General features: G+C 66.6%; 28 protein-coding genes and 1 pseudogene. 15 read left to right on the top strand and 14 right to left on the bottom strand.

The annotated features are described in order from the left end of the window. The 5 genes from ACFQEV_RS13220 to ACFQEV_RS13200 all read left to right on the top strand — a co-directional run. A partial coding sequence (locus tag ACFQEV_RS13220) for a hypothetical protein (RefSeq protein ID WP_379696814.1) occupies nt 1-1,014 on the top strand: 1,014 nt, incomplete at its 5' end. Between the two features lie 161 nt (nt 1,015-1,175). Further along, nucleotides 1,176-2,366 (top strand): mechanosensitive ion channel family protein, encoded by a 1,191-nt coding sequence (locus tag ACFQEV_RS13215; RefSeq protein WP_379696811.1) that lies wholly within the window; start codon nt 1,176-1,178, stop codon nt 2,364-2,366. A 208-nt stretch (nt 2,367-2,574) separates the two neighbouring features. Then, nucleotides 2,575-3,108 (top strand): transcription factor, encoded by a 534-nt coding sequence (locus ACFQEV_RS13210; protein WP_379696809.1) that lies wholly within the window; start codon nt 2,575-2,577, stop codon nt 3,106-3,108. Next, nucleotides 3,108-3,785, top strand: coding sequence for a DUF2110 family protein (locus tag ACFQEV_RS13205; protein ID WP_379696807.1), 678 nt, complete (start codon nt 3,108-3,110; stop codon nt 3,783-3,785). Before ACFQEV_RS13210 ends, ACFQEV_RS13205 begins: the two co-directional genes overlap by 1 nt. A gap of 7 nt (nt 3,786-3,792) precedes the next feature. Further along, nucleotides 3,793-4,590 (top strand): DUF5803 family protein, encoded by a 798-nt coding sequence (locus ACFQEV_RS13200; protein WP_379696804.1) that lies wholly within the window; start codon nt 3,793-3,795, stop codon nt 4,588-4,590. Nucleotides 4,591-4,594: 4 nt separating this feature from the next. Here ACFQEV_RS13200 and ACFQEV_RS13195 read toward each other — a convergent pair whose 3' ends face one another. Continuing rightward, nucleotides 4,595-5,599, bottom strand: coding sequence for a glycerophosphodiester phosphodiesterase (locus ACFQEV_RS13195; protein WP_379696801.1), 1,005 nt, complete (start codon nt 5,597-5,599; stop codon nt 4,595-4,597). Between the two features lie 153 nt (nt 5,600-5,752). Between ACFQEV_RS13195 and ACFQEV_RS13190 the strand changes: the two genes are divergently transcribed. The 3 genes from ACFQEV_RS13190 (at nt 5,753) to ACFQEV_RS13180 (ending at nt 8,893) form a co-directional block, all read left to right on the top strand. Beyond that, a complete protein-coding gene (locus tag ACFQEV_RS13190) occupies nt 5,753-6,466 on the top strand; it encodes a competence/damage-inducible protein A (protein ID WP_379696798.1) in 714 nt (237 codons plus the stop codon). Nucleotides 6,467-6,703: 237 nt separating this feature from the next. Continuing rightward, complete coding sequence (locus ACFQEV_RS13185) at nt 6,704-7,771, top strand: ATP-NAD kinase family protein (protein WP_379696795.1); 1,068 nt, start codon at nt 6,704-6,706, stop codon at nt 7,769-7,771. Between the two features lie 90 nt (nt 7,772-7,861). Next, on the top strand, nt 7,862-8,893 hold the full coding sequence (locus tag ACFQEV_RS13180) for a PhoU domain-containing protein (protein WP_379696792.1): 1,032 nt from the start codon (nt 7,862-7,864) through the stop codon (nt 8,891-8,893). 49 nt (nt 8,894-8,942) lie between these two features. Here the strand turns inward: ACFQEV_RS13180 and ACFQEV_RS13175 are convergent, their stop codons facing one another. Both ACFQEV_RS13175 and ACFQEV_RS13170 read right to left on the bottom strand, forming a co-directional pair. Then, nucleotides 8,943-9,353, bottom strand: a complete 411-nt coding sequence (locus ACFQEV_RS13175; RefSeq protein ID WP_379699863.1) for a DUF7528 family protein — start codon at nt 9,351-9,353, stop codon at nt 8,943-8,945. Nucleotides 9,354-9,532: 179 nt separating this feature from the next. Beyond that, nucleotides 9,533-10,757 (bottom strand): annotated as a pseudogene (locus ACFQEV_RS13170) (LEA/WHy family protein). 128 nt (nt 10,758-10,885) lie between these two features. Here ACFQEV_RS13170 and ACFQEV_RS13165 point away from each other — a divergent pair. The 3 genes from ACFQEV_RS13165 (at nt 10,886) to ACFQEV_RS13155 (ending at nt 11,898) form a co-directional block, all read left to right on the top strand. Further along, nucleotides 10,886-11,068, top strand: a complete 183-nt coding sequence (locus ACFQEV_RS13165) for a DUF7525 family protein (protein ID WP_379696790.1) — start codon at nt 10,886-10,888, stop codon at nt 11,066-11,068. Between the two features lie 134 nt (nt 11,069-11,202). Continuing rightward, nucleotides 11,203-11,427: a DUF7123 family protein gene (locus tag ACFQEV_RS13160; protein WP_092536080.1), complete on the top strand. Its 225-nt coding sequence runs from the start codon at nt 11,203-11,205 to the stop codon at nt 11,425-11,427. A 39-nt stretch (nt 11,428-11,466) separates the two neighbouring features. Continuing rightward, complete coding sequence (locus ACFQEV_RS13155) at nt 11,467-11,898, top strand: SRPBCC family protein (RefSeq protein WP_379696787.1); 432 nt, start codon at nt 11,467-11,469, stop codon at nt 11,896-11,898. 385 nt (nt 11,899-12,283) lie between these two features. Here ACFQEV_RS13155 and ACFQEV_RS13150 read toward each other — a convergent pair whose 3' ends face one another. After that, nucleotides 12,284-13,813 (bottom strand): aldehyde dehydrogenase family protein, encoded by a 1,530-nt coding sequence (locus tag ACFQEV_RS13150; RefSeq protein WP_379696785.1) that lies wholly within the window; start codon nt 13,811-13,813, stop codon nt 12,284-12,286. Between the two features lie 115 nt (nt 13,814-13,928). Between ACFQEV_RS13150 and ACFQEV_RS13145 the strand changes: the two genes are divergently transcribed. Then, complete coding sequence (locus ACFQEV_RS13145) at nt 13,929-14,678, top strand: helix-turn-helix domain-containing protein (RefSeq protein ID WP_379696783.1); 750 nt, start codon at nt 13,929-13,931, stop codon at nt 14,676-14,678. Here the strand turns inward: ACFQEV_RS13145 and ACFQEV_RS13140 are convergent. From ACFQEV_RS13140 to ACFQEV_RS13130, 3 genes are all read right to left on the bottom strand, one after another. Next, on the bottom strand, nt 14,671-15,504 hold the full coding sequence (locus tag ACFQEV_RS13140; protein ID WP_379696780.1) for a proline dehydrogenase family protein: 834 nt from the start codon (nt 15,502-15,504) through the stop codon (nt 14,671-14,673). The genes ACFQEV_RS13145 and ACFQEV_RS13140 overlap by 8 nt on opposite strands. Before the next feature lie 179 nt (nt 15,505-15,683). Continuing rightward, a complete protein-coding gene (locus tag ACFQEV_RS13135) occupies nt 15,684-16,481 on the bottom strand; it encodes an RIO1 family regulatory kinase/ATPase domain-containing protein (RefSeq protein WP_379696778.1) in 798 nt (265 codons plus the stop codon). A gap of 75 nt (nt 16,482-16,556) precedes the next feature. Beyond that, a complete protein-coding gene (locus ACFQEV_RS13130; protein ID WP_379696776.1) occupies nt 16,557-16,979 on the bottom strand; it encodes a universal stress protein in 423 nt (140 codons plus the stop codon). 126 nt (nt 16,980-17,105) lie between these two features. On the opposite strand from ACFQEV_RS13130, the gene ACFQEV_RS13125 reads away from it, so the two are divergent. Next, nucleotides 17,106-18,248: an acyl-CoA dehydrogenase family protein gene (locus ACFQEV_RS13125; protein WP_379696773.1), complete on the top strand. Its 1,143-nt coding sequence runs from the start codon at nt 17,106-17,108 to the stop codon at nt 18,246-18,248. Here the strand turns inward: ACFQEV_RS13125 and ACFQEV_RS13120 are convergent. Together ACFQEV_RS13120 and ACFQEV_RS13115 are read right to left on the bottom strand one after the other, a co-directional pair. After that, entirely contained in the window at nt 18,223-18,414 is a 192-nt protein-coding gene (locus ACFQEV_RS13120) for a hypothetical protein (protein WP_379696770.1), read from the bottom strand. The genes ACFQEV_RS13125 and ACFQEV_RS13120 overlap by 26 nt on opposite strands. Before the next feature lie 61 nt (nt 18,415-18,475). Next, nucleotides 18,476-18,865: a DUF8048 family protein gene (locus tag ACFQEV_RS13115; RefSeq protein ID WP_379696768.1), complete on the bottom strand. Its 390-nt coding sequence runs from the start codon at nt 18,863-18,865 to the stop codon at nt 18,476-18,478. A 164-nt stretch (nt 18,866-19,029) separates the two neighbouring features. Here ACFQEV_RS13115 and ACFQEV_RS13110 point away from each other — a divergent pair, with 164 nt between their 5' ends. Both ACFQEV_RS13110 and ACFQEV_RS13105 read left to right on the top strand, forming a co-directional pair. Further along, a complete protein-coding gene (locus ACFQEV_RS13110) occupies nt 19,030-19,815 on the top strand; it encodes a sugar phosphate isomerase/epimerase family protein (RefSeq protein WP_379696765.1) in 786 nt (261 codons plus the stop codon). 73 nt (nt 19,816-19,888) lie between these two features. Beyond that, entirely contained in the window at nt 19,889-20,881 is a 993-nt protein-coding gene (locus ACFQEV_RS13105; protein ID WP_379696763.1) for a carbohydrate kinase family protein, read from the top strand. On the opposite strand, the gene ACFQEV_RS13100 is transcribed toward ACFQEV_RS13105, so the two are convergent. The 5 genes from ACFQEV_RS13100 to cheY form a co-directional block, all read right to left on the bottom strand. Continuing rightward, entirely contained in the window at nt 20,882-21,952 is a 1,071-nt protein-coding gene (locus tag ACFQEV_RS13100; RefSeq protein ID WP_379696760.1) for a hypothetical protein, read from the bottom strand. It lies immediately after the preceding gene. 147 nt (nt 21,953-22,099) lie between these two features. Further along, complete coding sequence (locus tag ACFQEV_RS13095; RefSeq protein ID WP_379696758.1) at nt 22,100-23,206, bottom strand: FlaD/FlaE family flagellar protein; 1,107 nt, start codon at nt 23,204-23,206, stop codon at nt 22,100-22,102. 212 nt (nt 23,207-23,418) lie between these two features. Next, complete coding sequence (locus ACFQEV_RS13090; protein WP_379696755.1) at nt 23,419-23,928, bottom strand: chemotaxis protein CheD; 510 nt, start codon at nt 23,926-23,928, stop codon at nt 23,419-23,421. A 69-nt stretch (nt 23,929-23,997) separates the two neighbouring features. Then, the gene (locus ACFQEV_RS13085) at nt 23,998-25,188 is read right to left on the bottom strand and encodes a chemotaxis protein CheC (protein WP_379696752.1); all 1,191 of its coding nucleotides are present in this window, start codon (nt 25,186-25,188) and stop codon (nt 23,998-24,000) included. After that, nucleotides 25,185-25,553: a chemotaxis protein CheY gene (gene cheY, locus ACFQEV_RS13080; protein WP_379696750.1), complete on the bottom strand. Its 369-nt coding sequence runs from the start codon at nt 25,551-25,553 to the stop codon at nt 25,185-25,187. The genes ACFQEV_RS13085 and cheY overlap by 4 nt, the downstream gene beginning before the upstream one ends. Nucleotides 25,554-25,600: the final 47 nt, after the last annotated feature.

Genomic DNA, 25,600 nt, shown 5'->3' with positions numbered 1-25,600 from the left:
GCCGAGTACGAATTCACGCTCGAACCGCTCTCGACGACGGCGACGGTCGAAAACGGCTCCGTCGCGGTGGCGAACCCTAACGTCGTCCCGGTGACGGTCAACGTCACGAACGAGACGGGCGACGCGGTCGAATCGCTGACGGTGCCCGCGGGCGAGAACGCGACGACGGCCGAACTCCCGCCGGGCAACTACACGCTCACGGCGGAGACGGAGGACGGGATGCTCGTGCCGGTGAACGACGGCGAGAGCGTCGAGTTCACCGTCGAACCGCGCTCGACGACGGCGACGGTCGAAAACGGCTCCGTCGCGGTGGCGAACCCCAACGCCGTCCCGGTGACGGTCAACGTCACGAACGAGACGGGAGTCATCGCGTCCGTCAGCGTCCCGGCCGGCGAGAACGCGACGACGACCGAACTCTCGCCGGGCGACTACACCGTCACCGCGGCGACGGAGGACGGCGTACCCGTGGACGTGAACGGCGAACAGTCCGCGACTCTCACGGTCGAAGCGCCGCCCGTCGAGAGCCTCGAAGCGACCGTCGGTGAGGACAACGTGACCGTCGCTAATCCGAACGACGTCCCGGTCACGGCGAACGTCACGAACGAGACGGGAGTCGTCGCGTCCGTCACCGTCCCGGCCGGCGGGAACGCGAGCGTCGAGGGACTCGCGCCGGGCGACTACGTCCTGACGGCGGCGATGGAGGACGGCACGCCGGTGGACGTGAACGACGAGACGGACTTCGCGTTCAGCATCGAGGAGACGCCGACGCCCGCCGAGACGGCCGCGGAGAACGGGACGGAGACGCCCAACGAAACCGCGACGCCGACCGAAACGGAGACGCCGACGCCGAATGCGACGGCGACACCCGCCGAGACTGAAACGGCGACTCCGACCGAAACGGCGACGGAAGCCGAAACGGAGACGGCGACGCAAACGGAGACTGCGACCGAGACTGCGACGCAGACGCCGACCGGAACCGAGACTGCGACGCTGAACGCGACCGCGGTGCAGTAGACGGAGACGCGCGGACGGCGGAGTACCGCGGCCGTCGGGCGGAGCGTCCGTCGCGTCGTCCGGCGACCCGGCGGAACGTCCTCCGGGGGTCGTTAGGCGGTCCGTTCGGCGAGCCACGAACCGGCTACTTTTATTCGCGCGGTACGGATGCCCGCGCCGTCGTGGCACTGCCGAACACCCCACCGAACCGCGGACGCCCGTCCGCCGCGGAAGCGCCGTCGTTCGATCTCTCCGGCCGGACCGCGGGCGGGGCGGACAGCCTGATACAGGGGGTCGATTTCCTCGACGTGTCGAACCCGCTCTACGCGACCGTCGCTCTCGTCTTCGGCCTCGCGGTCGGCGTCCAACTCGTCCGCCTCGCGGGCGACCGCCTCGACGACCGGTTCGGGACGACGACGGCCGAGTTCGTCGAGACGGTGCTGACGTCGGGGCTCATCAGCGTCGCGGTGGTGGGAGTCGCGTCCGTCTGGAACATGACGTTCCTCGTCGAGTTCGCCGTCAACTCGGTGATCGTCGATCGGTGGACGGCGATGCGGCAGGTTATCACCGTCGCCCTGTTCGTTACCGCGTACCTCCTCGTCCGGTCCGTCAACCGCTCCATCGACAAACTCGGCGAGACCGAGGCGCTCACCGAACACCAATCGGAGATAGCCTACCACCTCGCCGACCTCGGCATCTTCCTCGTCGCCGGGAGCATCGCCCTCTCGCTTTGGGGCGTCGACCTGACGAACGTGTTCATAAGCGCCGGAGCGCTCAGCGTCGTCGTGGGGTTGGCCGCCCGGGCGACGCTGTCCGCCATGGTCGCGGGGTTCGTCCTCCTGTTCTCGCGCCCGTTCGAGGTGGGCGATTGGATTCAGGTCAACGGCCAGTCGGGCGTCGTCATCGACGTCACCCTGTTCAACACGAAACTCCAGACGTTCAGCGACAAGCACGTGCTGATCCCGAACGACCGGGTCACGAGCAACGAACTCCTCAACCTCACGGACAACGACCAGCTTCGAATCGACGTGTCGGTCGGGGTCGATTACGACACGGACCTCCAGCGAGCTCTCGACGTCGTAGAGGAGGCCGCCGAAGACAGCGACGCGTTCCGCACCTCGCCCGCTCCGAAGGCCGTGCTCCGGGAGTTCGGCGACTCCGCGGTCGTGATCGAACTGCACGCGTGGATAGACCGCCCGACGAAGCGACGCGTCGAGGACGCTCGGACGGAGGCGATTCGAGCGATACGGAGCGCCTTCGACCGGGAGGGAATCGATATCCCGTACCCCCAACGAGTCGTGGACTCGCGTGACGACTCGGGGTTCCGCGTCGCGCCGGACGACGCTCCGACCTCCGTCGCGGACCGCAACTGACGGCTTCGTCTCGGCCGGGAGGGACGCTCGCTGTACGGCGCAAACTCTCGCGTCGACGGGATCGACTCGCCCGCCGCAGTGCGATCGATTCCGCGGCGATTTTTCCGAACTCGGATCGACAGAGCGCGCCGCGGTCCGAGCGTTACTCCCCTCGCAGTCGCACCGGTACCTCAAAAGACTTAATGGGCGCACCGACGGATGTTCGATAATGGCTTTTGAGGAGCTGCTGAACGACCCTGTCATCCAAAAGTACCTCCACGAACTTGTCGGACCGACGGGGATGCCGGTGGCCGCCGCGCCGCCGGACGGCGAGGTGACGGACGAGGAACTCGCCGAAGAGCTCGGCCTCGAGCTCAACGACGTGCGACGGGCGCTCTTCATCCTCTACGAGAACGACCTCGCGTCGTACCGCAGAGTTCGCGACGAGGACTCCGGGTGGCTCACCTATCTCTGGACGTTCCACTACGAGAACATCCCGGAGAACCTCGAAGAGGAGATGTACCGACTTCTCGACGCGCTCGAAGAGCGACTCGACTACGAACGGACCCACGAGTTCTACCTCTCGGAACCCGCGGGCATCCGCTTCGAGTTCTCCGAGGCGATGGAACTCGGCTTCCAGTGCCCGGAGACCGGCGCTCCGCTCGAACCCATGGAGAACGACGACATGGTCGAGTCGATGGAGCGACGCATCGAGGACCTGCGAGACGAACTCAACGTCGACGTGAAGAGACAGTCCAACTGATGGTCGTTCTCGCAACGAAGTGCTACGTCTCGGGCGACGCCCGAGAACGCGCGCTCGACAGCCTCGACTCTCTCGTCCGGAACGATATCGGCGAACTCGACGCGGAGTGGGACATCGGCGTCCGCGACGACGACTTCATCTCGGTGACGGTGACGGGCGAGGACGAGACCATCGCGCGGAACGTCCTGGCCGAGGAGTGGGGCGAGGTGACGCCGCACCTCTCGGAGGGCGAGACGTACGTCGGCACGCTCGAGTCGTGGGACGACGAGGGGTTCGTCCTCGACGCTGGGTACGGAAACGACGTCCGCGTCCCGACGGAGGAGCTCGGATTGGGAACCGGGACGGCGACGCAGATTCGCGACCGGTTCGGCATCGTCCAGCACGTGCCGCTGGAGTTCGTCCACGGCGAGACGCCGCGCCTCTCGGACGGCGCGCGCAACCGACTGTTCAACTGGACCCGCGAGGAGACGGGCGGGCGCGTGAACGTCAACAGTTCGACCCGCGGCGAAGTCCGCGCGACGGTGAACCGCGCGGGGCACGCCGAGGACATCGTCACCGTCGAACGCCTCGGCCTCCTCGAACAGAGCATCGTCTGCGCGGAGGGGACGGACCCGCCCGGACTGCTGGCGAGCATCGGTTCGTACCTCCCCGCGGAACTGAAGTGCGTCATCTCCTGACCGCCGCATGAATCGACGACTGCTCCTCGCCGGGTTCGCACTCGCCGTCCTCGCGATGACCGCCGGGTGTCTCGGCATCGGGACGGGCGACGTGCCCGCAGAGCGTATCGACGCCGCGCCGCAGTCGCAGTACGCGTGGGACTCGAACGTCACGACGCACATCACCATCCAGGAGAACGCGGACTTCCGCGCCGTCTACGAGATGAACCAGAGCGAGATACAACTCTACCGCCGCGACGGGTTCGGCGGGCGGAACCCCCTCTCGGTGGAGGCGGTTCGCTACCGCTACCCCAACGGGACGGTCATCAACGGGACGGAGATACGCGAACGCGGCGGCGCGGTAAGTCAGACGCGGAGCGTCACCACCGTCCAACTCCCGAACGACGCCCCGCCGAACGGCGGCGGCCAACTCGCGTTCACCAGTAGCGGGTCGCCGAAGCGGTTCACCCTGCCGACGTACGTCGACGGCTCCTACGAAGTCGTCCTCCCGGAGAACCGGCACGTCGAGTTCCCCGTCTTCGGGTCGGTCAGTCCGCCCGCGGACGACCGGGCGACGACCGCGGACGGGCGGGTGACCCTCCGGTGGGACGAGGTGACGGCGGACACCGTGGCGGTGCAGTACTACCTCCAACGCGACCTGTACATCTTCGCGGGCATCCTCTCGGTGCTCGCGGTGGTCGGCATCGGCGGTCTGCTGTACTACCGGCGGCAGATAGAGTCGCTGAAAGAGAAGCGCCAGGAGTTGGGTCTCGACGTCGAGGAGGACGACGATGTCGGCGGCGGCGGTCCGCCGCCGGGGATGTAGTACGCTACTCGTCGTCGGGCGACCCGCCGTTCCACATGAGGTTCGGGTAGTCGGCGATGAGGCCGTCCACTCCGGCCGCGGCCAGTTGTTCGGCCTGGTACCACGTGGTGACGGTCCACGTGTTCACCGCCCGCCCTTCGTCGTGCGCTTTCTGTACGAGATCGATATCCTCGAACGACCCGCCTTCGAGGTAGTACTTATCGTTGAAGAACGGCGCTCCCTTTATCATGTTGTACGGCGGGTGGACCGCCTCGCAGTCGTACTCGCGGGTTATCTTCAGGCCCTCTTCGATAGAGTCCCAGAAGAGGAACGCGATGGGAACGTCGGAGTCGACGTCGCGGACGGTGGCCAACGCCGCCTCGTAGAACGAGGACACGAGGACGTCGTTTTCGAAATGCGAGGCGACGTCGAGGGTGCGTTCGGTTATCGGCTGCCACTTCTCTTTCTGCGTTTCCAGCGCGTCGCCGGAGAGGTTCTTCGCGAACTCCAGTTCCTCCTCGGGCACGCCGGGGTTCTTGAACTCGATGTTCACGGCGACATCGTCGGGGATGACCTCGAGCGACTGTTCGAGGGTCGGTATCGTCTCGCCGCTCTCCAGCACTTCGATGTCGTTCAGTTCGTCCGCGGTGTAATCCCAGACGTATCCGTCTTCCTCCGTCAGGCCCTGTTCGCCGCCGTCACGGCTGTTCATCTTCGGGTCGTGAGTGACCATCACCGTCCCGTCGGAGGCGGGGATGATGTCTATCTCCACCATGTCCGCGTCGTGGCACATCGTGGCGCGTCGGAACGCTCCAAGGGTGTTCTCCGGATAGAGTCCGGCGAACCCGCGGTGGGCGATCACCTTCGGCGTTCGGTCGTCGCCCTTCTCGCCTTTCTTCTCCTTTTCCTTCTCTTTCGAGGAGTCGTCCCCGCCGGCGCTCGCAACCCCGCCTAACGACGCCGTTCCGACCGCAGCACCTGTTCCGGCGACGAACGCTCGTCGGTCGAGTGTGAGTTTGTCACGCGACATACATAGTTATGCAATCGGTGAGAATATATGATTTTATATTTCCATTATATACTTCTAATTCTTTTACTGGTTAGGCCGGAAGAATTTCCGGCAGATCGGAGCGCGGGGGCGGCGGCCGCGGGGCTTTTCCCCGCCTCCGGGTTAGTGGGGGTCATGCGAGTCGCAGTGGTGACCGTCGGAGACGAACTGCTGGCGGGCGACACGGTGAACACGAACGCGGCGTGGTTGTGCGGTCAACTCGACGCGCGCGGCGTCGACGTCGAACGAGTGACCACGATTCCCGACCGGGTCGCCGACATCGCTCGGGTCGTAAACGAGTACAGAGCCGAGTACGACGCCGTCATCGTCACCGGCGGCCTCGGCCCCACGCACGACGACCTGACGATGGAGGGCGTCGCCGCGGCGGTCGGACGGCCCGTCGAGGAGCACCCCGAAGCGACCGAGTGGTTGACCGAACACGGCGGCTACGACGCCGACGACCTCGCGGAAGGGACGACGCACCTCCCGGCGCGGGCGCGGATGCTCCCGAACGAGGAGGGCGTCGCCCCCGGCGCGGTGGTCGAGGGGATCTACGTCCTGCCGGGCGTCCCCGAGGAGATGAAGGCGATGTTCGAGTCGATCGAAGAGGAGTTCAGCGGCGAAGCGACGTACACGGAGTCTATCGTCGCCGACGAACCCGAGAGCGAACTCGTGGGTCGGTTGCGCGAGGTCCGAGACCGGTTCGACGTGACCGTCGGCAGCTACCCCGGCGAGACGGTCCGACTGAAGCTGACCGCCGCGGACGAGGGCGTCCTCGAGGAGGCGGCGGCGTGGCTACGGGAACGGGTCGAAGTGCGAGAGGACGGCGAGGAGAAGACTCAGCGGTAGAGGTGCCAGAGCCACGCGACGGTTATCAGGATACTCACGAGGAGGACGACGGCACCGGTCGCCTCGATGGGAAGCGCTTCCTGTGTAGCAAGCGGAATCATTGTCGTGTCTGAGGGTCGCGGGGCCACTTCTTAAACGTTCGAGTTTCGGACGCGTCAGCGACGCGACCCGAGCGACGCCGACGCCGCGACGTTCCGCACCGCGGCGCTTTTGTGCCGCCCGACGCACCCTCGAACCATGCGAATCGGCGCCGTGGTGAACCCCGTCGCGGGGATGGGCGGGCGAGTCGGTCTGAAGGGGACCGACGGGAAGGTAGCGGAGGCGCGCGCCCTCGGGGCCGACCCGCGCGCGCCGGACCGCGCGCGCCGGACGTTCGAGGCGATAGCCGACGCCGGCGCGGACGTCGAACTTCTCGCGTGGGGCGAACCGATGGGCGAAGCGGAGGCGCGGGCGGCGGGTCTCGACCCGACGGTCCTTGGACGCCCGGAGGACGGGGAGACGACGGCCGAAGACACCGTTCGCGCCGTCGAGGCGTTCGTCGAGGCGGGCGTCGACCTCGTCCTCTTCGTCGGCGGCGACGGAACGGCCGCGGACGTCGCGGAGGCGGTCGGAACCGACGTTCCCATCCTCGGCGCGCCCGCGGGCGTGAAGGTGTACTCGTCGGTGTTCGCAGTCTCGCCGGAGGACGCCGCCGCCGTGGCGACGACATTCGAACGGGCCGAACGCCGGGAGGTGATGGACATCGACGAGGACGAGTACCGCGAGGGCGAGGTGCGCCCGGAGCTCCGCGCCGTCGCGCGCGTCCCCGTCGCCGACGACGTGCAGTCCTCGAAGCAGCTCGGCGGCGGCACCGTCGAAGCACTCGCCGCGGGCGTCGCCGACGACGTCCGCGCGAGTCCAGAGAAGACGTACGTCCTCGGGCCCGGGAGCACCGTCGGCGCGGTGAAGGAGGAACTCGGCTTCGAGGGGTCGCCCATCGGCGTCGATATCTGGCGGGACGGGGAAGTGGTCGCCCTCGACGCCGCCGAATCGGAGATTCTCGACGCCCTCGGACCGGCGGGCGAGAACGTCGTCGTCGTCTCGCCCATCGGCGGCCAAGGGTTCGTCTTCGGGCGCGGCAACCCCCAGCTGTCGCCCGCGGTGATTCGGCGGTGCGACGTGGAAATCGTCGCCTCCCGGTCGAAACTCGACGACGTGGGCGAACTGCGGGTGGACACCGACGACCCGGAACTCGACGAGGAACTCCGCGGGTGGACCCGCGTCCGCGTCGGGCGATTCGAACGCCGGATGATGCGCATCGTCTGACCGCGCGTCGGGGGTGAGAGCGCCCTCCTATTCCATCCATATAAGGGTGATATAGTGAAGATTAAGGTAGTCGGATGCAAGGGGTGAGATATGGAGACACGCAAGGTACAGCGCCTCGGTCCCTCGACGCTGGCGATGACCCTTCCGGCGGAGTGGGCCAAAGAACACGGTGTGGAGAAGGGCGACGAGGTGTCGCTTCGGATGGGCGGCAAGGGGACGCTGACGGTCCTCCCGGAGTCGGCGAGTCAGGAGGACTCGACGGCGAGCATCCGCGCGGACGCGCTGAACGCGGACGCCCTCGAACGGGCCATCGTCGCGCAGTACGTCCTCGGGCGGCGCGTCATCCACATCGAGAAGGGCGACGGTGCGCTCGACTCCGAACACATCAACGCGGTGTACAAGGCCGAAACCCAACTGATGGGTCTCGGCGTCATCGAGGAGACCCCCGAACGCATCGCCATCCGGTGCTCGGTGGACCCGGAGGACTTCACCCTCGACAACCTCCTCGAACGACTGGAGAACACCGGAAGCACGATGCGCGGCGAGGCGGTCAAGGCCCTCGCGCACGGCAACGCCGACCTCGCGCAACGCGCCCTCAACCGCGAACGGCAGGCGAACAAGATTTTCGTCCTCCTGCTTCGTCTCATCTTCACGGCCTACCAGAACCCGAACCTCTGTCGGGCGGTCGGCCTCGAATCGGGCTTTCCCCTCATCGGCTACCGGTCTGTGGCGAAAAATCTCGAACTCACCGCCGACAACGCCGAGGACATCGCCAACATCGTCATGAACGCCGAGGGCCACACCCTCGAAGTCGAGGCGGCGACGATGCGGCGCATCCGCGAGTTCACCGACCAAGTGGACGAGATCACGGAGAAGGCCGTCCAGTCGGTGGTCGAACGGGACTACGACCTCACGGTGGAGTGCCGCGAACTGTTCCGCGAGATAAAGGACCGCGAACAGGACATCCTCCAGGACCTCCCCGAGATGGACAACGAGGAACTGCTGCGGGTGCGCGAGGTCCTCGTAAGCCTCCAGCAGACGGCGCAGTACGCCATGCGGAACGCCGAAATCGCGGCCAACTTGGCGCTCAACGAGGAGTCCGAACACGTCACCATCGGGTGACCCCGCGGCCGGACTCTCCGTCTTCTTCCGGAGTCTCTCCCGGATGCGGTCAGTCCGCCGTCGCGTCGGCTGACTCCCCCGCGTCCGTGGCGTCGACCGACTCGGAGACGTCCGAGTCGGACGCCTCCTTCGCGGCGGTCAGCGGATTCCGGCGCGAGATGCGGCAGTCGAACGCCGGATGTTCGCCGAAGTGTCGGACGAGCATGTGTCGCCGGGAACCGGTGATGCCGGTCCGACCGACGTCGGCCGCCGAGAACTCCTCCGGCAGGCGGTCGTACAGGCGCATCAGGTTCTCGAAGTCGTCGAACACCTTCGCGTTCCCCGTCGAGTCCGCGCCGCGCCGGGAGACGACGTAACTGCCGTCGGAGCGGTACTCGCCGGCGGTCCGGAAGAACTCGCGCTTCTCGGTGATGGCCGCGCCGATGGCGTCCTGCAGGTCGGCGGCGTCGGTTCTGGACAGTTCGCAGGATTGGTCACCGATCTGGACGACTACCGCGTCGTCGTCTGCGGATACGACGACGGAACTCTCATCGCACGAGAAGAACTCGATCAGGAGCGTGGGTACTCCGTGTCATTGTACTTCCGCGTTCCGCCGGACTCGACAAAATACTGTCGGTACCGTTGACCGCCGTTCCCCGACTACGACTCAGAGAGGGCGAGCAACCCGTCGCCCGTCGTCGTCGCCGAACTCGTCTCCGTCGGCGTCGGTGCCGTCGCTTCGGTCGGCGTCGAAGTCGTCGGCTCCGTCTGTGTCGCCGTCGAGTCGGTCGAGTCGCCGCCGAGGAAGCCCGAGTCGGCGGTCGTCTCCGTCGCGCCCGCGTCGGCGGTCTCCGACTCGTCGGCCGTCGTCGTCGGGGCGGCCGTCTCCGTCCCGTTCGGCGCGGCGTCGCTCGGCGCGGACTCGCCCTTCGTCCTGAAGATGTCCGTCTCGATGGTCTTCTCGTAGGTGAGGGGGTCGAGGGGGACTTCGACGGTGTGACCGCCGCTAACGTCGAACTGCGCGGCGAAGTCGATTCGGAGGTCGGTCACCTGATTCCGTTCGAGGTGGGTCACCCACCACTCGTCGAGTCTCTCGTTGCGGACGTACGTCGTCGCCTCGATGGTCTTCGTGGACTTCGGCGGGACGACGTACTCCGATCCGGTCGTGCCGTCGCCGACGTCCACGTCGTTCATCGTGATGTCGTAGCCGAGTTTCGAGACGGTGATGGGGTAGGATTTGGGGTTGTAGACGACGAATCGCAGTTCCAACGGCGTCACCGACTCGTTCACCTCGCCCCACGAGGCGTTCGTCCGGTTGATGTACAGCACCGGGTCGGAGACGAACGGCGAGTTCGCGTTCACCTCGCGCGTTTCCGAGGAGTTGAACTGCGAGAGCACGTCGGTGTCAACCGACCGCGTGACGTTCGGCGCGTCGGCGGATCGACCCAGCGTCGAGGACTCAACGGTGGCGTCCACGGTCACGTCGGAGTGTTCGCCGTTGCTCACGTGGGACCGCCACCACGCGGAGATGCGTTCGTTCCGCATCGTCGTCTCGAACGCGAGCGTCGAGTTACCCGACCCGATCGCGACGCCCTCCTTCGACCCCTCGGCCATCTTCACGTCGTTCATCCGCACGTCGTACGAGACGGTGACGCCCCCGAGGGAGACGCCGACGGGGTTGGGGTTCGAGACGACGAGGTCGGTGCGTACGACCGTCGACGAGTCGTTCACCGCCCCGAAACTGTTCTCGACGCCCTCGACGGCCGGAGTTGCCGAGGAGTCCCGTCGCGACGCCGCCGCCGACGACGACGGCGACGACGAGGACGAGAGCGCCGACGATTCGAAGTTTGCTCCCAAGGAGCATCGATGCGATCTGCCCGGACATACTTTCGCGGATACGCTTCTCTGGTATAGGTCATTCGGACAAGCGTGACTGTGTGTTGTATTGATGTTCTACCCCGCCGTGTGAACGGGTGTCGAATGAACTAAGTGGTCGGACTCGAAGCGAGAGGTATGGAAACCGGTACTGTCGGCTCTGACAAGGGAATCGGGTTCGCAGTCCTCTTCTCGGTCGTAGCGCTCTTCGCCGCCGTGGCGATGCTCGCCGTCGGCGACCAGTTCGCGACGGCCATCGGGTTCGCCGCCGCGATGGTCGCCGCGTGTCTCGCCGTCGCCGCGACGCACATCTACTGGTAACGTCCCGCGTCCGTGACCGCCCGCGCGTCCGACCGCGCGCCGGCGGAACGCGGGTCTGTCCGACCCGCGGGCGCGACGAACGGAGTGCAGAACGAGAAACCGTTAAGACGGAAAATCCCCTAGGGGAGGTGAAGATGTCCGAGTACACCGAGGAAGAACAGCGGATTGTCGCTTACCTGCGGGAGAGCGTCTCCCGCGGTGAGCGATACTTCCGGGCGAAGAACATCGCCGAAGCGATTGGCCTCTCGTCGAAACAGGTCGGTTCTCGCCTCCCTCGACTCGCGGAGAAGTCCGACGACGTCGATATCGAGAAGTGGGGTCGGGCCCGTTCAACGACGTGGCGCGTCACGCTGAGTTAGTCGGTTGGCTTTTTTACTCCCGTCTCGTACGTCGATACCATGACGGTCCGCGTTCGCCGGGCGTTCGAGTTCGATGCACCGCCGGAGCGAATCTGGGAGTTCATCTCCGACCCCGGAAAGCGGGCCACCGCCATCAGCGTCGTCGAGAGTTATCGGTTAGAGGAGGGGACGAACCGCGCGACGTGGGAGGTGAGCCTCCCGATTCCGTTTCTGAACTCCACCGCGACGGTGGAGACGGAGGACGTGGAGTTCGACCCGCCGCGGCACGTCAAGTTCGTCGGCCGGTCGAAGGTGATGCGCGTCACGGGCGAGCACACCGTCGAGGAGATAGACGGCGGAACCCGACTCCTCAACGAGTTCGTCGTCGACGGCCGCGTCCCCGGCGTCGAACGGTTCTTCAAGCGGAATCTCGACGACGAACTCGAAAACCTCGAAGCCGCCCTCCGTCGAGAGACCGAATCCCCGGCGTGAATCGGCCGGTTCGGACGGGCTTAGTGACACGTTATCCCCCCTATATTGCCGTGAAACGCCCGGAGGGTTTATTGATACCCGTCGTTTAGAGTGAATCGCCGACGCCCGACGCTTTTCTCGTCGAGAGTCGGCACGACCCGCCGCACCACGCCGTAGTGCACGGGGTCCACTACGGCACAGACGACGCCACGGCGTCGCCCGCCGCCTCCGAACCCGGCGGAGGCGGTTTCCACCTCCCTTCATCCTCTCGCCCGGCAGGGCTGCCAGCCTACTGCCGAACGCGCGCCGCCCATCCGGTGGCGCGCGACCTTTCACACGTTCCTCTCCGTTCGAGCGAGAGCGACGACGCGGAAAAAGAGCCGTTCGATGCGGGAGTGTGAGGCGTTCAGTCGTCCTGCGTCTTGATGTCCGCCGAGAGACCCTGCGCCATCTGGATGTCCTTCGAGTTGTTGAGCGTCCACGCCGTGCGTTCGGTGACGGCTTCAATGACCTCGCGGGCCGACGGGTAACCGTTGCCGGACTTCTTGACGCCGCCGAAGGGGAGGTGGACCTCCGCGCCGATGCACGGGAGGTTCCCGTAGGCGAGTCCGACCTCCGCGTGGTCGCGGAAGTAGTTTATCTGCCGGTAGTCCTCGGAGATTATCGCGCCGGCCAGTCCGTAGTCGGTGTCGTTGTGAATCTCCACCGCGTCCTCGATGTCGCCGGAGTACTTCAGCAGGGCGACGTGCGGGCCGAACACCTCCTCGTGGGTGCAGCGCAGGTCCTCGTGGGGGTCCGCCTCGTAGACGAACGGACCGATCCAGTGGCCCTCCTCGTGGCCGTCGGGAATCTCGTCGTCGTCGAGTTCCGTCCGGTCGACGAGGACGTTCACGCCCTCGCGTTCCGCGAGTTCGTTGTACTTCGTCACCTTCTCCTTGTGGCCCTCCTCGATGAGGGGCCCCATGAACGTGTCCGAGTCGAGGGGGTCGCCGACCGAGACGTTCTGCGCCACCTCGACGAATCGCTCCTTGAACTCGTCGTACACCTCCTCGTGGACGACGAGTCGTTCCGAGGAGACGCAGCGCTGGCCGGTGGTCTTGAACGACGACATCACCGCGGAGTGAACCGCGACGTCTACGTCCGCCTTCTCGGTGACGACGACGTTGTTCTTCCCGCCCATCTCGGCGGCGACGAGTTTGCCGGGTTCGCCGCCGACCTTCGAGGCGATCTCGTGGCCGACTTCCGCCGATCCGGTGAAAAGCACCGTGTCGACGCGGGAGTCGTCCACGATGGCGGACCCGGCGTCGCCGAAGCCCTGCACCATGTTGAACACGCCCTCGGGGATGCCCGAGTCCTCGAACATCTCCGCGATGATCTGAGCGCACCACGGCGTCTGTTCGGCGGGCTTCCAGACGACGACGTTCCCCTCGACGAGGGCGACGGCCATGTGCCAGAAGGGGATGGCGACGGGGAAGTTCCACGGGGTGATACAGCCCACGACGCCGCGGGGCTTGCGGCGCATGTAGGCGTCCTTCGACGGAATCTCGGAGGGGATGACGTCGCCCTTCGGGTGGCGGGCGTCGCCCGCCGCCCACTCGACCATGTGCCACGCCTCGGTCACGTCGGCTTTGCCCTCGCTTATCTCCTTGCCGCACTCCTTCGTGACGATCTCGCCGAGTTCCTCGTGTCGCTCTCGGAGTTCGTGGTAGATGTCCCAGAGGTACTCTGCGCGGTCGATGTACGAGAGGTTCCGCCACTCCTCGAAGGTGTCCTCGGCGGCCGCGAGAGCCTCGTCCACGTCGGCTTCCGTCCCCCGGCGGAACTCGCCGAGCGCCTCGCCCGTCGCGGGGTTCTCGCTCACGAACGTCTCGTCTCCCGAACCGTCCGTCCACTCGCCGTCGATGTAGTGGTTATAGACTTGGTCGCTGTTCGCCATGATAGCAATGTTCTCGAACGCGGCTTAATAACCCGTCCCGTCCATGGACGGTACCCCCGAACCCATACCGTCACGATAGTCAGCCATATACGCGACAGTCGTCTACGGACGAACGATGAGTGCCCGAACGGCTACCGCGACGGGAACCAGACTGACGCTCGACCTGTGGCATCCGAACTGCTGGGCTATCGAGGCGACGGACCGCCTCCCAGGGGGGATCCTGGCGCACGCCATCTACAACGCGCCGGAGACCCTCGGGAACGGCGAGACGGTGAACGGTCTCTTCACGGCCTACGGAGAGACGGCGGACGAAGTAGAGCGGTTGTTGGACGCCATCGAGGAGTCGGACCGCGCCGGGGAGGTTCGAGAGTTGCAGGAACGGTTCGGGCGGAGCGCCGCCCGCGTCGCGCCCGGACGGGTCGCCCGCGAGTTCTTCTTAGAGTACGACCCCGGCGAGATGATCTGTCCGGTCCTGCTTCGGAACGGGTTCGTCCACAGTGCGCCGTCGCGCATCGAGGGCGGCCGGGAGTACTGGAAGGTGTGCTTCGCCGGCGAACGCAGCGAGATAGAGGAGAAGCTCGACGCGGTGCGCGAGGAGAGCGGCGCGGAGATATCGGTCGCCCGCATCGCCTCCTCCGACACGGTGGAACCCGAGCGCGAACGACGACTCGGGACGCTGACGCCGACGCAACGGGACGTCTTCGAACTCGCCCGCGAGGAGGGCTACTACCAGTGGCCGCGCGGCATCTCGGCCCGCGAACTCGCGGCGGAACTGGACATCTCGAAGACGACGCTTCTGGAGCACCTCAGGAAGGCCGAGGCGAAACTGCTCGACCCCGACGCCGAGTCGAACCGACTCAGTTGAGCACCGCTCGAAGCGCAAACAGGGCGTTCTCCTTGCGTTCCCGCACCCGGCGGTAGAAGTACGACATCCACTTGTCCCCGTACGGGATGTACTGGTACACCGGCATCTTCCCGACGAGTCGCTCCTGCGCGTCCTCGCGGACGCCCATCAGCATCTGCACCTCGAACGGCGTCCGGTGTTCGCGGTAGAGGTCCGCCGCGAAGTTCACCATCGAGAGGTCGTGACTCCCGACGGCGACGCCGTCGTCGAACTCGCGGAACATGAACTCCAGATACTCGCGGTACTTCTCGTCCACCACGGACTTGTCCTTGTATGCGACGGACTTCGGTTCGTCGTACGCCCCCTTGACGAGTCGGACCTTCCCCGGCACGTCCGCGAGGCGTTCTAAGTCCTCGCCGGTCCGCTTGAGGTTCGCCTGCACGCAGACGCCGACGTTGCCGTCGGACTCGCGGGCGTTCGCCTCGAACGCGTCGAGAGTCGCGTCGGTCGTGTCGGCGTCCTCCATGTCGACCCACACGAACACGCCCCGTTCGGTCGCGCGTTCGACGATGCGGTCGAGGTTCTCCTCGAACGCCGTCTCGCTCACGCCGAGTCCTATCTGCGACGGTTTCACCGAGACGGTGCACTCCAAGTCCCTGTCGCCGATTCGCTCGACGAGTTCGAGGTACTCCCGGACGTCGGCGTCGGCGTCCTCCCGGGAGTCGTAGTGTTCGCCGAGGAGGTTCACTATCCCCCGGATTCCGCGCTCGTTGACGTCCGAGACGTACGAAAGCGCCGACTCCGCGTCCTCCCCAGCCACAAAGTTGTTCGCCACCGGTGGTATCATCCTTCGCCACTGTCCACCCGACGGGCTTAGTGGGAGACCCTACCATACAATTCTCGGATTCCGCGAGAGAAATTAACTCCGCTCCGGGCGGCGGCCGCCCCGGCTCCTCGCTCCTCGACGACCCCGAAGCGTCGCACTCGGGGTCGACGGCGCGGACGACGGGCGCTCTCGTTCTCCGCTCAGCTCGCGCACTTCTCTATCTCGCCTTTCAGCGCCGCCGCGTCGAAGTCGTGATCCGGGCGGATGTTGACGAAGTCGAGAAACTCCAGCGCCGAGAGGAGTTCGTCGGTGTCGTACGACTCCATCGCGGCGGCGACGGTCTCCTTCGCGCCGATGAGGGGTTCGAACGCCGCGAGTGCGCAGGCGATGTCGTACGACCGGGCGTCGTCCTCGTTCTCTTCGCTGACGTTCGTCGCGTCGATGAAGAACACCTCGCCGTCGACGATGAGGACGTTCTCCGCCCGCAGGTCGCCGTGGGCGAGTCCGTTGTCGTGCATCCGACGGAGAGACGCGAACACGTCGGGCGCGAGGTTCGCCTCCCGTTCGCGGTCCAACTCGTCGATGGGGCGGAAGTTCGGGAGGTACTCCAACACGAGGACGCCGAGTCCCTCCACCTCGAAGGCTTCGACGGGTTCCGGCGCGTTGACGCCTATCTCTCGCATCCGACGGGTCGCCTCCAGTTCGTGTTCGGCCATCTGGAACGGCGTCCCGAAGTGCTCGAAGAAGCCCTCCCTCCCCGAGGAGACGGCCCCGAGGTTACGAGTCGTGGTGAAGAGAGCGTGAACGAACGAGTTCTGGCGCGAGATGACCTTCACGAACCACTCGTCGTCGACGACCATCGGCGTAGAGAGCCAGTTGTCCGCTTCGAGAAAGCGGATTCGTAGTTCCTCTCGTCCGTAGCGCGTCTGTAGTTCGCGGGCGACTGCTTCGAGTCGCGGCCAATCCACGCGCCCCCGAACGAGGCGGCGGAGTTCCATACACGGGGTACGGCGGGCGCGGGTATAACTCTCTGGGCGGGGCCGGAGAGCGCCCGTCGGCCCTCACGTCTCGGTTCAGACGGTCATGACGGTGACGGGGGACTCCCGGAGGAATCGCCCGACGACCCCGCCGAGTCGGTGCGGTTCGTCGCAGAACGCCCCGCGTTCTGACATCACCACGAGGTCGCTCCCCTCGTCCACGTACGCCTCTATCACGTCGGTCGGCGGTCCGCGTCGGGCCGCCTCGACGACGCTCACGCCGCCGGCGAACGCGCGTTCTTCGACTCGGTCGGGGACCGCAGGTCGGTCGTCGCGGGCGGACCGCACGTCGTTGGGGTCCGTCGCGGGCGCCTCGGCGTCCACCGTCTTCGGGTCCTCGATGCGGAGGACGTGCAGGTCGGCGTCGTACCGTTGCGCCACGTCGAGGGCGCGGCCGACCGTCCGCCCGTCGGCGTCGGACCCGGAGACGCCCGTCGGGACTACTACCCGGTTGTACATCGAAGCCCAGTACCGACCCCGAACAAAAATGCCTGTGGTCGGTCGAGACGGACAGTCACGCCGCCCGGAACGAGTCTGTAATGGTCGTTCGATTGGTTTAATGCGCTCACGTCTGAAGATCACCCCATGGACTTCGAGTTACCCTCCGAACACCGGATGATTCGGGACACTGTTCGGGAGTTCTGCGAGGCGGAGATATCCCCCATCGCACAGGAGATAGAGACGGAACACCGGTTCCCGGAGGAGGTGTTCGAGCAGTTGGCGGCGCTCGACATGCTCGGCGTGCCGGTGTCGGAGGAGTACGGCGGACTCGGCGGCGACCAACTGATGTACGCCCTCGTGACGGAGGAACTCGGGCGCGTCTCCGGCGGTGTCGGCCTCTCCTACGCCGCCCACGTCAGTCTCGCCTCGAAACCCATCGAGATGTTCGGCACCGACGACCAGAAGGAGCGGTGGCTCCGCCCCCTCGCGGAGGGGGAGTACCTCGGCGGGTGGGCGCTCACCGAACCCGGGTCGGGGTCCGACGCCAGCGACATGGACACCACCGCCGAACGGGACGGCGACGGGTACGTCCTGAACGGGACGAAGCAGTTCATCACGAACGCCAACGTCGCCGGATCGATACTGGTGAAGGCGGTGACGGACCCCGGGGCGGGGTACGACGGCATCTCGACGTTTATCGTGGACCCGCGGAACGACGACGGCTTCGAGGTGACGACGGTGTGGGACAAGATGGGGCTGAACTCCTCGCCGACCTGCGAGATTCGGTTCGACGACCTGTACCTCCCCGAGGACCGCCTGCTGGGCGAAGAGGGCGAGGGGTGGACGCAGACGAAGAAGACGCTAGACGGCGGGCGCATCTCCATCGCGGCGCTCTCGACGGGCCTCGCGCAGGGGGCGTTCGAGGCGGCGAAGTCCTACGCCCTCGAACGCGAGCAGTTCGGCAAGCCGATCTCGAAGTTCGACGCCATCCGCGACAAACTCGTGGACATGCACCGCAAGACCGAACGGGCGCGCCTCCTCACCCACCGCGCGGCGACGACGTACGACGCCGGCGAACCGGTCACGCGGGAGTCGGCGCTGGCGAAACTCGACGCCAGCGAGGCGGCCCGCGAAGTGGCCGAAGACGCCGTGCAGGTGCTCGGCGGGTACGGGTACACAGAGGACTTCGCGCCGCAGCGATTCTACCGCGACGCCAAGCTGATGGAGATAGGCGAGGGGACCAGCGAGATACAGCACCTCGTCATCGGTCGGGAACTCGGTCTGTGACGGCGAACTCCGTCCCGTCGAGCAGTACCTCCACCACCGTCGCCGGGTCCTCCGAGGGCGCGACTCGGCGCGTGCCGACCCCGTGAGCGACCGTCCGCAGGACGGTAACCCCCTCGAACGCGGTTCGGAGGGCGGTCGGCCGTCGGCCGACGGCGTCGTGGAGCACGGCTCCACGGGCACCCGGCCTCTGGACGGTGACCCCGTCGCGGCGGAGGACGACGACTGACTCAGGGGCGCGTCAAAACGAGCGGTAGCCTGCCGTCGTCGGGCACGGCCTCGGACCCGAGCGTCGCGGCCAGTTGGTTCTCGTGGAGCGCTCTGAGGGCGTCGAACTCGTCGAGCGGAAGCGAGAGCGCCTCGCCGTACTCGCCCCAGACGGTCGCGTCCACCGCGAGGTAGTACGCCTCGGTCCGTCGTTCGACCAGCGGGTTCCCCGGGAGTGACCGCCGCCACTCGTAGACGATGTCCTCGACCCCCGGGAGGTCGCGGACCGTCCGCTGGTGGCTTCGCGCGACGCTTCTGAGGCGGTCCGCGCCGACCCCCGCCTCCTCGGCAGTCCGCGAGACGACGTCGTCGTCGAACACTGCCAACGGGTCTCGTTCGTCGCGCGTCATCATAGCACTAAGACATGCACTCCGGCGGCTTGAACGCCGGGGGTTTCGGACGGCCGCGGCGGACGGCGCGGTCTCGGTGCGAGCGGTACGTCCGTCCTCGAACGGAGCGCCACCGTCGGTCCCGAATCGGCTGGCGGACTTTTCCCGCGCGCGGACGAACGTCCCCCATGGTCGGAGACGCACGAACCGGATTCGTCACGCAACTCGGCATGGACGAAGGGGAGGCCGTCGCGTTCGCCGGCGAGGCGGGCTTCGACTTCGTGGAACTGATGATGGACGGCGACGGCCGGCGGGACCGACTCCGCGAACGCGCCTCGGACCTGCGGGCGGCGGCCGACGACGCGGGCGTCTCGCTCCTCGTTCACCTGCCGTTCGGCGGCGTGGACATCGGGAGCCCGCACGAACACGTCCGGGAGGGGTCGCGCCGGGAGATAGCCGCCGCACTCAACGCGGCGGCGTCGTTCGACGCCGAGAAGGCCGTCCTCCACGCCAGCACGAACGCGTGGGGGCCGGCGTGGGACGAATCGACGCTCCACGGACACGTGCTGGACTCCGTGCGCGAACTCGACGACCACGCCCGACGGGAGGGTGTCAAACTCTGCGTCGAGAACGTTCCCCGCGGCGCGTTCGACACCAATGACTTCCCGACGCTGTTCGAGGAGACGGACGCCTCGATGACGCTCGACACGGGACACGCCCGGATGGACGGGCGAGACGGGGGCGGCATCGCGGCGCTCTGCCGGGAGTACGGCCACCGCATCTCCCACGTCCACCTCAACGACACGCGCGTCCCGAAGGACGAACACCTGCCGTTCGGGTCGGGGACGATACGGTTCGAGTCGGCGTTCGACGCCCTCGGCGGGGAGTGGGACGGGACGCTCTCGCTGGAGGTGTTCACCGACGACTTCCGCTACCTGCGGACGAGCAAGGACCGACTCGACGAACTGCTGTGAGTCGGCGGGGAGTCGCTCCCGCACCGCGGGCCCGTCACGAGGTTTCAACTACTCCGTATCCGTACCGAACTCCATGACCGACGAACACCGGACCGAATCGGACGGCGGTTCCCCGCGCGTCGTCGTCGCGGGCGAGACGCTCATCGACTTCCTGCCGAACAGCGAGGGGCCCCTCTCGGGCGTCGAGTCGTTCACCCGTCGGGCGGGCGGCGCGCCCGCGAACGTCGCCGTCGCCCTCGCGCACTTGGACGAGACGCCGCGCTTCTGGACGCGCATCGGCGAGGACCCGTTCGGCGACTTCCTCGAAGACGCCCTCCGCGAACGGGGCGTCCCGACGGACTTCGTGGAACGGGACCCCGTGGCGAAGACGACGCTCGCGTTCGTCGCGCACGACGAGAACGCCGAGCGCGGGTTCTCCTTCTACCGCGACGAAACCGCGGACACGCGGATGCAACCCGGCGGACTCGCAGACGAGGAACTCGAGGACGCCGAGTGGGTCCACGTCGGCGGCGTCACCCTCGCGGACGAACCGTCGCGCGAGGCCACCTTCGACCTGATGCGCCGCGCGCGGGAGGCGGGCGTGACAGTCTCGTTCGACCCCAACGCCCGGCCGGAGCTGTGGGACACCTTCGACTACGTCGGGTCGATGCGCGAGGCGTTCGGCCTCGCGGACGTGGTGAAGGCGACGCCGGAGGACTTGGCCGCCTTCGACGTCAGCGGCGACCCCTCGGAACTCGCGCACGCGATTCTCGACGAGGGGCCGCACACGGCGCTTCTCACCCTCGGCGGCGAGGGGTCGTTGGCGGCCACCTCGGACGGGTCGCCGTGGACGTCGGACCTCTCGGTGGTCGAACACGGCGGGTACGAGGTGACGCCCGTGGACACCACCGGCGCGGGCGACGCCTTCACCGCGGGCGTCATCGCGGCACTCGTCGGCGACGAACCGCTCTCGGAGGTGTTGGCGTTCGCGAACGCCGTCGCCGCCGTGACGACAACCGCCGCCGGCGCGATGACGGCGCTTCCGGACCGCGAGGCCGTCCGCGCGTTCAGAGAAGAGCGGTCCTGACTACTCGACGAGTCGTTCCGCGATGCGCCGGGCCCCCTCGGCGGGCGCGGTGTCCGGCCGGTCCGCGGCGACGCACTCCACGTCGCGGTTGAGTTCCTCGCTCATCCGCGTCTCGAACTCCCCGACGATGCCCGGGATGCACGCCATCCCGCCCGTGAGGACGATGGGCTTGCTCAGGGCGAGTTGGTACGGCTTCATGTGGTCGTTGGCCAACTGCGAGAGGAAGTTGTTCGCCACCTCGTCCACCGCGTCGTCGAGGTAGTCGTCGAGGGGTTCCATCACCGACCGCTCGATGGTGAACTCGTGGGACCCGCCGCCGGGTTGCTGGATGACGTCCGTGAACGGTTCGAACGCGTCGAAGTCGGCGTGCGTCTCCTTGTACTCCCGCGCCGTCGTGAGGTCGATGTTGACGCGGCCCTGCGTCTCCTCCTCGACGGCGTTGGCGATGCGGCGGTCCACCTCGTTGCCGGTGACGGCCCCCGAGACGAACGGCGACAGCTGTTCGCCGTGGCGGTACGCCGACGCTTCGAGGTTCGTCGAACCCATGTTGACCGCGACGAAGACGCTCTCTATCGCTTCGAGTCCGTCGCCGAGCGCGGGAATCGACCCCGTCAGCGACTCGGGGAAGCTACGGACGAACGCGCCGCCGACGGGACTGTCCTCTATCACCTCGTTGAGACTCGCCAGTCCGGGCTCGTTGTCTATCGTCGGAATCGCGTAGACGATGGCGCTGTCGTCGTCCAGTCCGTGCGCCGACACCAGTTCCGCGAAGAACTTCTTGGCCAGTTCCGTCCCCTCGCCGCCCTCGGGGAGGCCCGACCGGAGCATGTACTCCACTCTGTCGGGGTACTCCTGCGCGGCCTGTTCGCCGAACAGGACCCGCTCCTCGCCGGTCAACGGGTCGTCGTACGTCGCCAGACAGGTCAGCGTCCGAACCGTCTCCACCTCGCCGTCGTCGGTTCGGAACTGAAGCACCGTGCGCGTACTGCCGAGTTTCACTCCGACCGCCGTCGGTCCCGCCCCACTCTCGTCGTTCGCTGATTCGTCTTCGCCGCGTCCATCCTCAGGCATACCCGGACGGATACGCAACTGGTAGAAAATCCTGTTGGTAACCGTTCTTACATGAATTGGACGGACGCGACGAGTCGAAAAACGGCAGCCGGAACGCCGATGAACCGGTTGTGAGTGAGGCGTCCGCGGGAGGATGTAATCCCTCGGTTACGTCATCGAGGTGAGGCGCGCGACGTAGAGGAGACTGAGGTGGTGGTCGTCCACGTCGAACTCCGTCGTGTCGGCGACGTTGCCGGAGAAGCCGATGAGGTAGTCGTGCAGTTCCGTCTCGACGTCCTCGGTGATCCAATCGACGGTGAGGTAGTAGCGGAGGGCGTCCATCGTCCGCTTGAATCCGCCCTTCAGCACCATGAACTCCAACCAGTCGAAGACGACGCGTTCGGCGGCGTACTCGTTCGGCAGGGTCCGCAGGTAGGGCTTCCGGAGCGAATCGCCCGCGGCGGCCGTCTCGTGGACGAGGAGCTGTTCGAGTTGGTTCTGTCGGAGCACTTCGCCCGCCCGCCCGCGGGGGCGTTCGTGAACCTCGTTGTCGAAGCGGAATCGGCCCACGTCCTCGAGGTGGTCGTCGCTCCGCGTCTCGTACTCGGGTTCGGCGTCGCGTCCGAAGCTGTCCTCGCCCTCGTCGTACTCCGAGTAGCCGAGTTCGTCGTACCGGGAGCGGTCGTCGTAGTCGTCGTACTCGCCGCCGTAGTCGTCGTACCCGTCGTCGTATCCGCTCTCGTCGTACCGCCTGTCGTCGCGGGCGTCTCGGCGTCGGCCCTCGCGGGAGTCCCGGCGTCGGCCCTCGTTCGCGCGTCCGCGGCCGTTCTCGACGCGGCCGTTTCCGGCGCGCCCGCGTCCGTCGCGGGAGGAGTCGCCGAAGGGGCGGCCGAGGCCAAGTTCGCTCGCGAGTCGGTCCGCTCTGACGACTTCGTCCTGTGCGTCGCCGTGGTCGGAGTGACCCCGACGGGGGCGGCTGAGTTCCTCGGACCGGCCGTTTCGGTTCCGACGTGGTCGGTCGTCGCTCCGGCGTCGTCTCTCGCTGTTCCGGCGCGATTCGTCTCGGCGCGGCCCGTCGCGGTCCTCGCGGGACCGGCGACTGTCGTTTCGACCGCTTCGGTTCGGCGGGCCCTCGCGCCGCGGCCGCCGTCCGTCGGCCTCGTCCTCGTCGGACGCCTCGGCGGTCTCGGACGTTCGTCCGCTTCGGTCTGCCCGTCGTTCGTCAGCGATTCGGCGGAGTTCTCGGAGGTCGTAGTTTTCGGGATCTATCTTCATCGGCCTCACCTCGCTCGCGGCGGTCCGGCGGTCGAACGCGCCGCGGCAGAGACGCCGCCCGTCGGTCACGGAAAGCGCCGTCGTGTTGTGAGAGCCAATCCGCGGGACCGGGATAAACCTGCCCCCGAGATTATCAGAATGGATAACTTCACCGTCGGGCATCCGAGAAATTCAGGAGATAATAGTAGCCGCAATCGAGCGATTCCGCGCTATCAGATCGTGCTCTCGCCCGCGTTCGCGCTCCGAATGCGGAGGTCGGCGGTGCGGACGGAGAACCGGAGCGAACGGCCGTGGCCGCCGCCGACGTCCTCGGCGACGAGCGGGATGTCGAGCGAGTCCAACGTGTCGCGCGCCGCGTTCACGTTTCTGTCGCCGATGCTCTCCTCGGCCGACGTGAAGTCGAACATCGTCGCGCCGCCCGCGAGCTTCGCGCGGAGGTCGCCCGGGACGGCCCCTTCGCTCTCCATCTCCTCGACGAGCGCCGGAACGGCGGTGTCAACGTACTTCGCGTCGTTCTCGTCGTCGTTGGCGGTCGGTAACATCGCGTGCGCGAGGCCGCCGACGGACTGCCGCGCGTCGAACACCGCGATGCCGACGCAGGAGCCGAGTCCGCTGGTGACGAGCGTCGTGTCGTCGATTCCGACGGCGAAGTCCGCGATGCCGACTTTGATTCGCTCCTTCGTCCGGTGCGTACTCTGCGTCTCGCTCGTGTATACTTTCATAGTGGTTTGTCGGACGTCACGACGAGGGCGGTGTCCGGTGGTGAGCCGGCGGTTCGCCCCCGACGCGGGTTACGCTTCCGCCGCAAGGCGATTGAGCGCCTCGCGGAGCTGCGCTTCGTTCGGGAGGGCGTAGATGTCGCACGTGAACTCGTCGTTGTCGGTGACGATGGTCGAGTCGATGAGGAACGCGTGTTCCTGCGACTGGGCGAGCTCGGTGGCCAACGGGTCGATTATCGCCGAGCCGAGGTCTTCGACGTACGTCGGCGGCGAGATCTCTATCGTCGTTTCGAGCGCGTTCGCCCACCCGTCGAGGAACCCCGACGTGGTGATGTTGCCTATCTCCTGAATCGCGCTTTGACGCATCGCCGCGTCCGCCTCCATCCCCGGCATGAGCGACTCCGCGAGGTTGTCCGCCGACTCCCTGTCGAACAGAATCGCGATGTAACCGGACGGCAGGCCCTCGAACTCCAAGACGACGCCGAGGCGCGTCTCCTCCGTGAGCTCCATCGGAACCGCTTCGATGGGAACGAAACTGAGGCGGCTCACCTCGACGGTCGTCTCGCTTCCGGTCATCGCCGTCAGGTCCTCGGAGGCCTGTTCTGCGCCGTCGGTGATCATCTCGGAGAAGGAGGTGAACGATTCGACGGGCACCGTCTTCCCCTCCGACCCGGCGACCGTCGAGATGGTATCGATGGAGTCGTGGGTCGGGAGCATGTAGATGTAGAAGTTGACCTTCTCGTCTGCGGTCTCGAGCTGGTTCCGGAACGCGAGGACGTGGTCCTCGCCGGTGTCCATCTCGAACCCGGAGTCTCCCGTGATGTCGTCTAACGCGCCTCGACTCTCGACGTCGACGAACGTCGGCGTCGTAATGTCGATCGACGTTTCGAGGAAGTCCGCCCAGCCGTCGATGAAGCCGCCGAGCATGATGTTGCCGAGCTCTTTCAACCCGCTCGTCGCCATCTCCCCGTCGGGCTGTTCCGCGGCCCCCGGAACGAGGATGTCGACGAGTTCGACCGCCCTGTCGCGGTCGAACGCGAGCACGGTCCGCCCGTCGATGCCGCCGTTGAATCCGATGTGGACGCTGACGAGGTCCTGTTCGACGAACTCCCGTTCGACGTCGCCGCGGGTGCTCACTTCGATTTTGGTGACGTTGACGCACGTTTCGACGCCGGTCAACTGCGTGAGCGACCCCGCGGCGCGCTCTGCGCCGGAGTGGGCGAGCCGGCTGAACGTTCGTAACGACTGGACGTCGAGATTCATGCCTCGACGCTCACCACGTCGTCGATGGCTTGGAGGACGTTGGGCTTCTGGAAGGGTTTCGTGATGTACCCGTCCGCGCCCGCTTCGACGGCCTCGCGCATTTTCTCCTCCTGCCCGACGGAGGTGCACATGATGACCGACGCCGAGGAGTCCATCGACTTTATCTCGGTCGTCGCTTCGATCCCGTTTCTGATGGGCATCACGACGTCCATCGTTACGACGTCGGGCCCGAGTTCTCGGTAGAGTTCGACGGCTTCGACGCCGTTCTCCGCCTCACCGACTACCTCGTGTTCTCCGTCGAGTAACTGCTTCAGCAGGTTCCGCATGAACGCCGAGTCGTCCACGACCAGTACGGTGGTTGCCATGGAGAGACTGTTCCGAGAAACCATCTATAAACCCTCGCCCCCTATTA

Origin of the sequence: Halopelagius fulvigenes (assembly GCF_042662625.1) — an archaeon.
In the GTDB taxonomy this organism is placed as follows: Archaea; Halobacteriota; Halobacteria; order Halobacteriales; family Haloferacaceae; genus Halopelagius; species Halopelagius fulvigenes.
The sequence above is the reverse complement of the archived record's forward strand: the minus strand, read 5'-3'. Positions and strand labels throughout refer to the sequence as shown.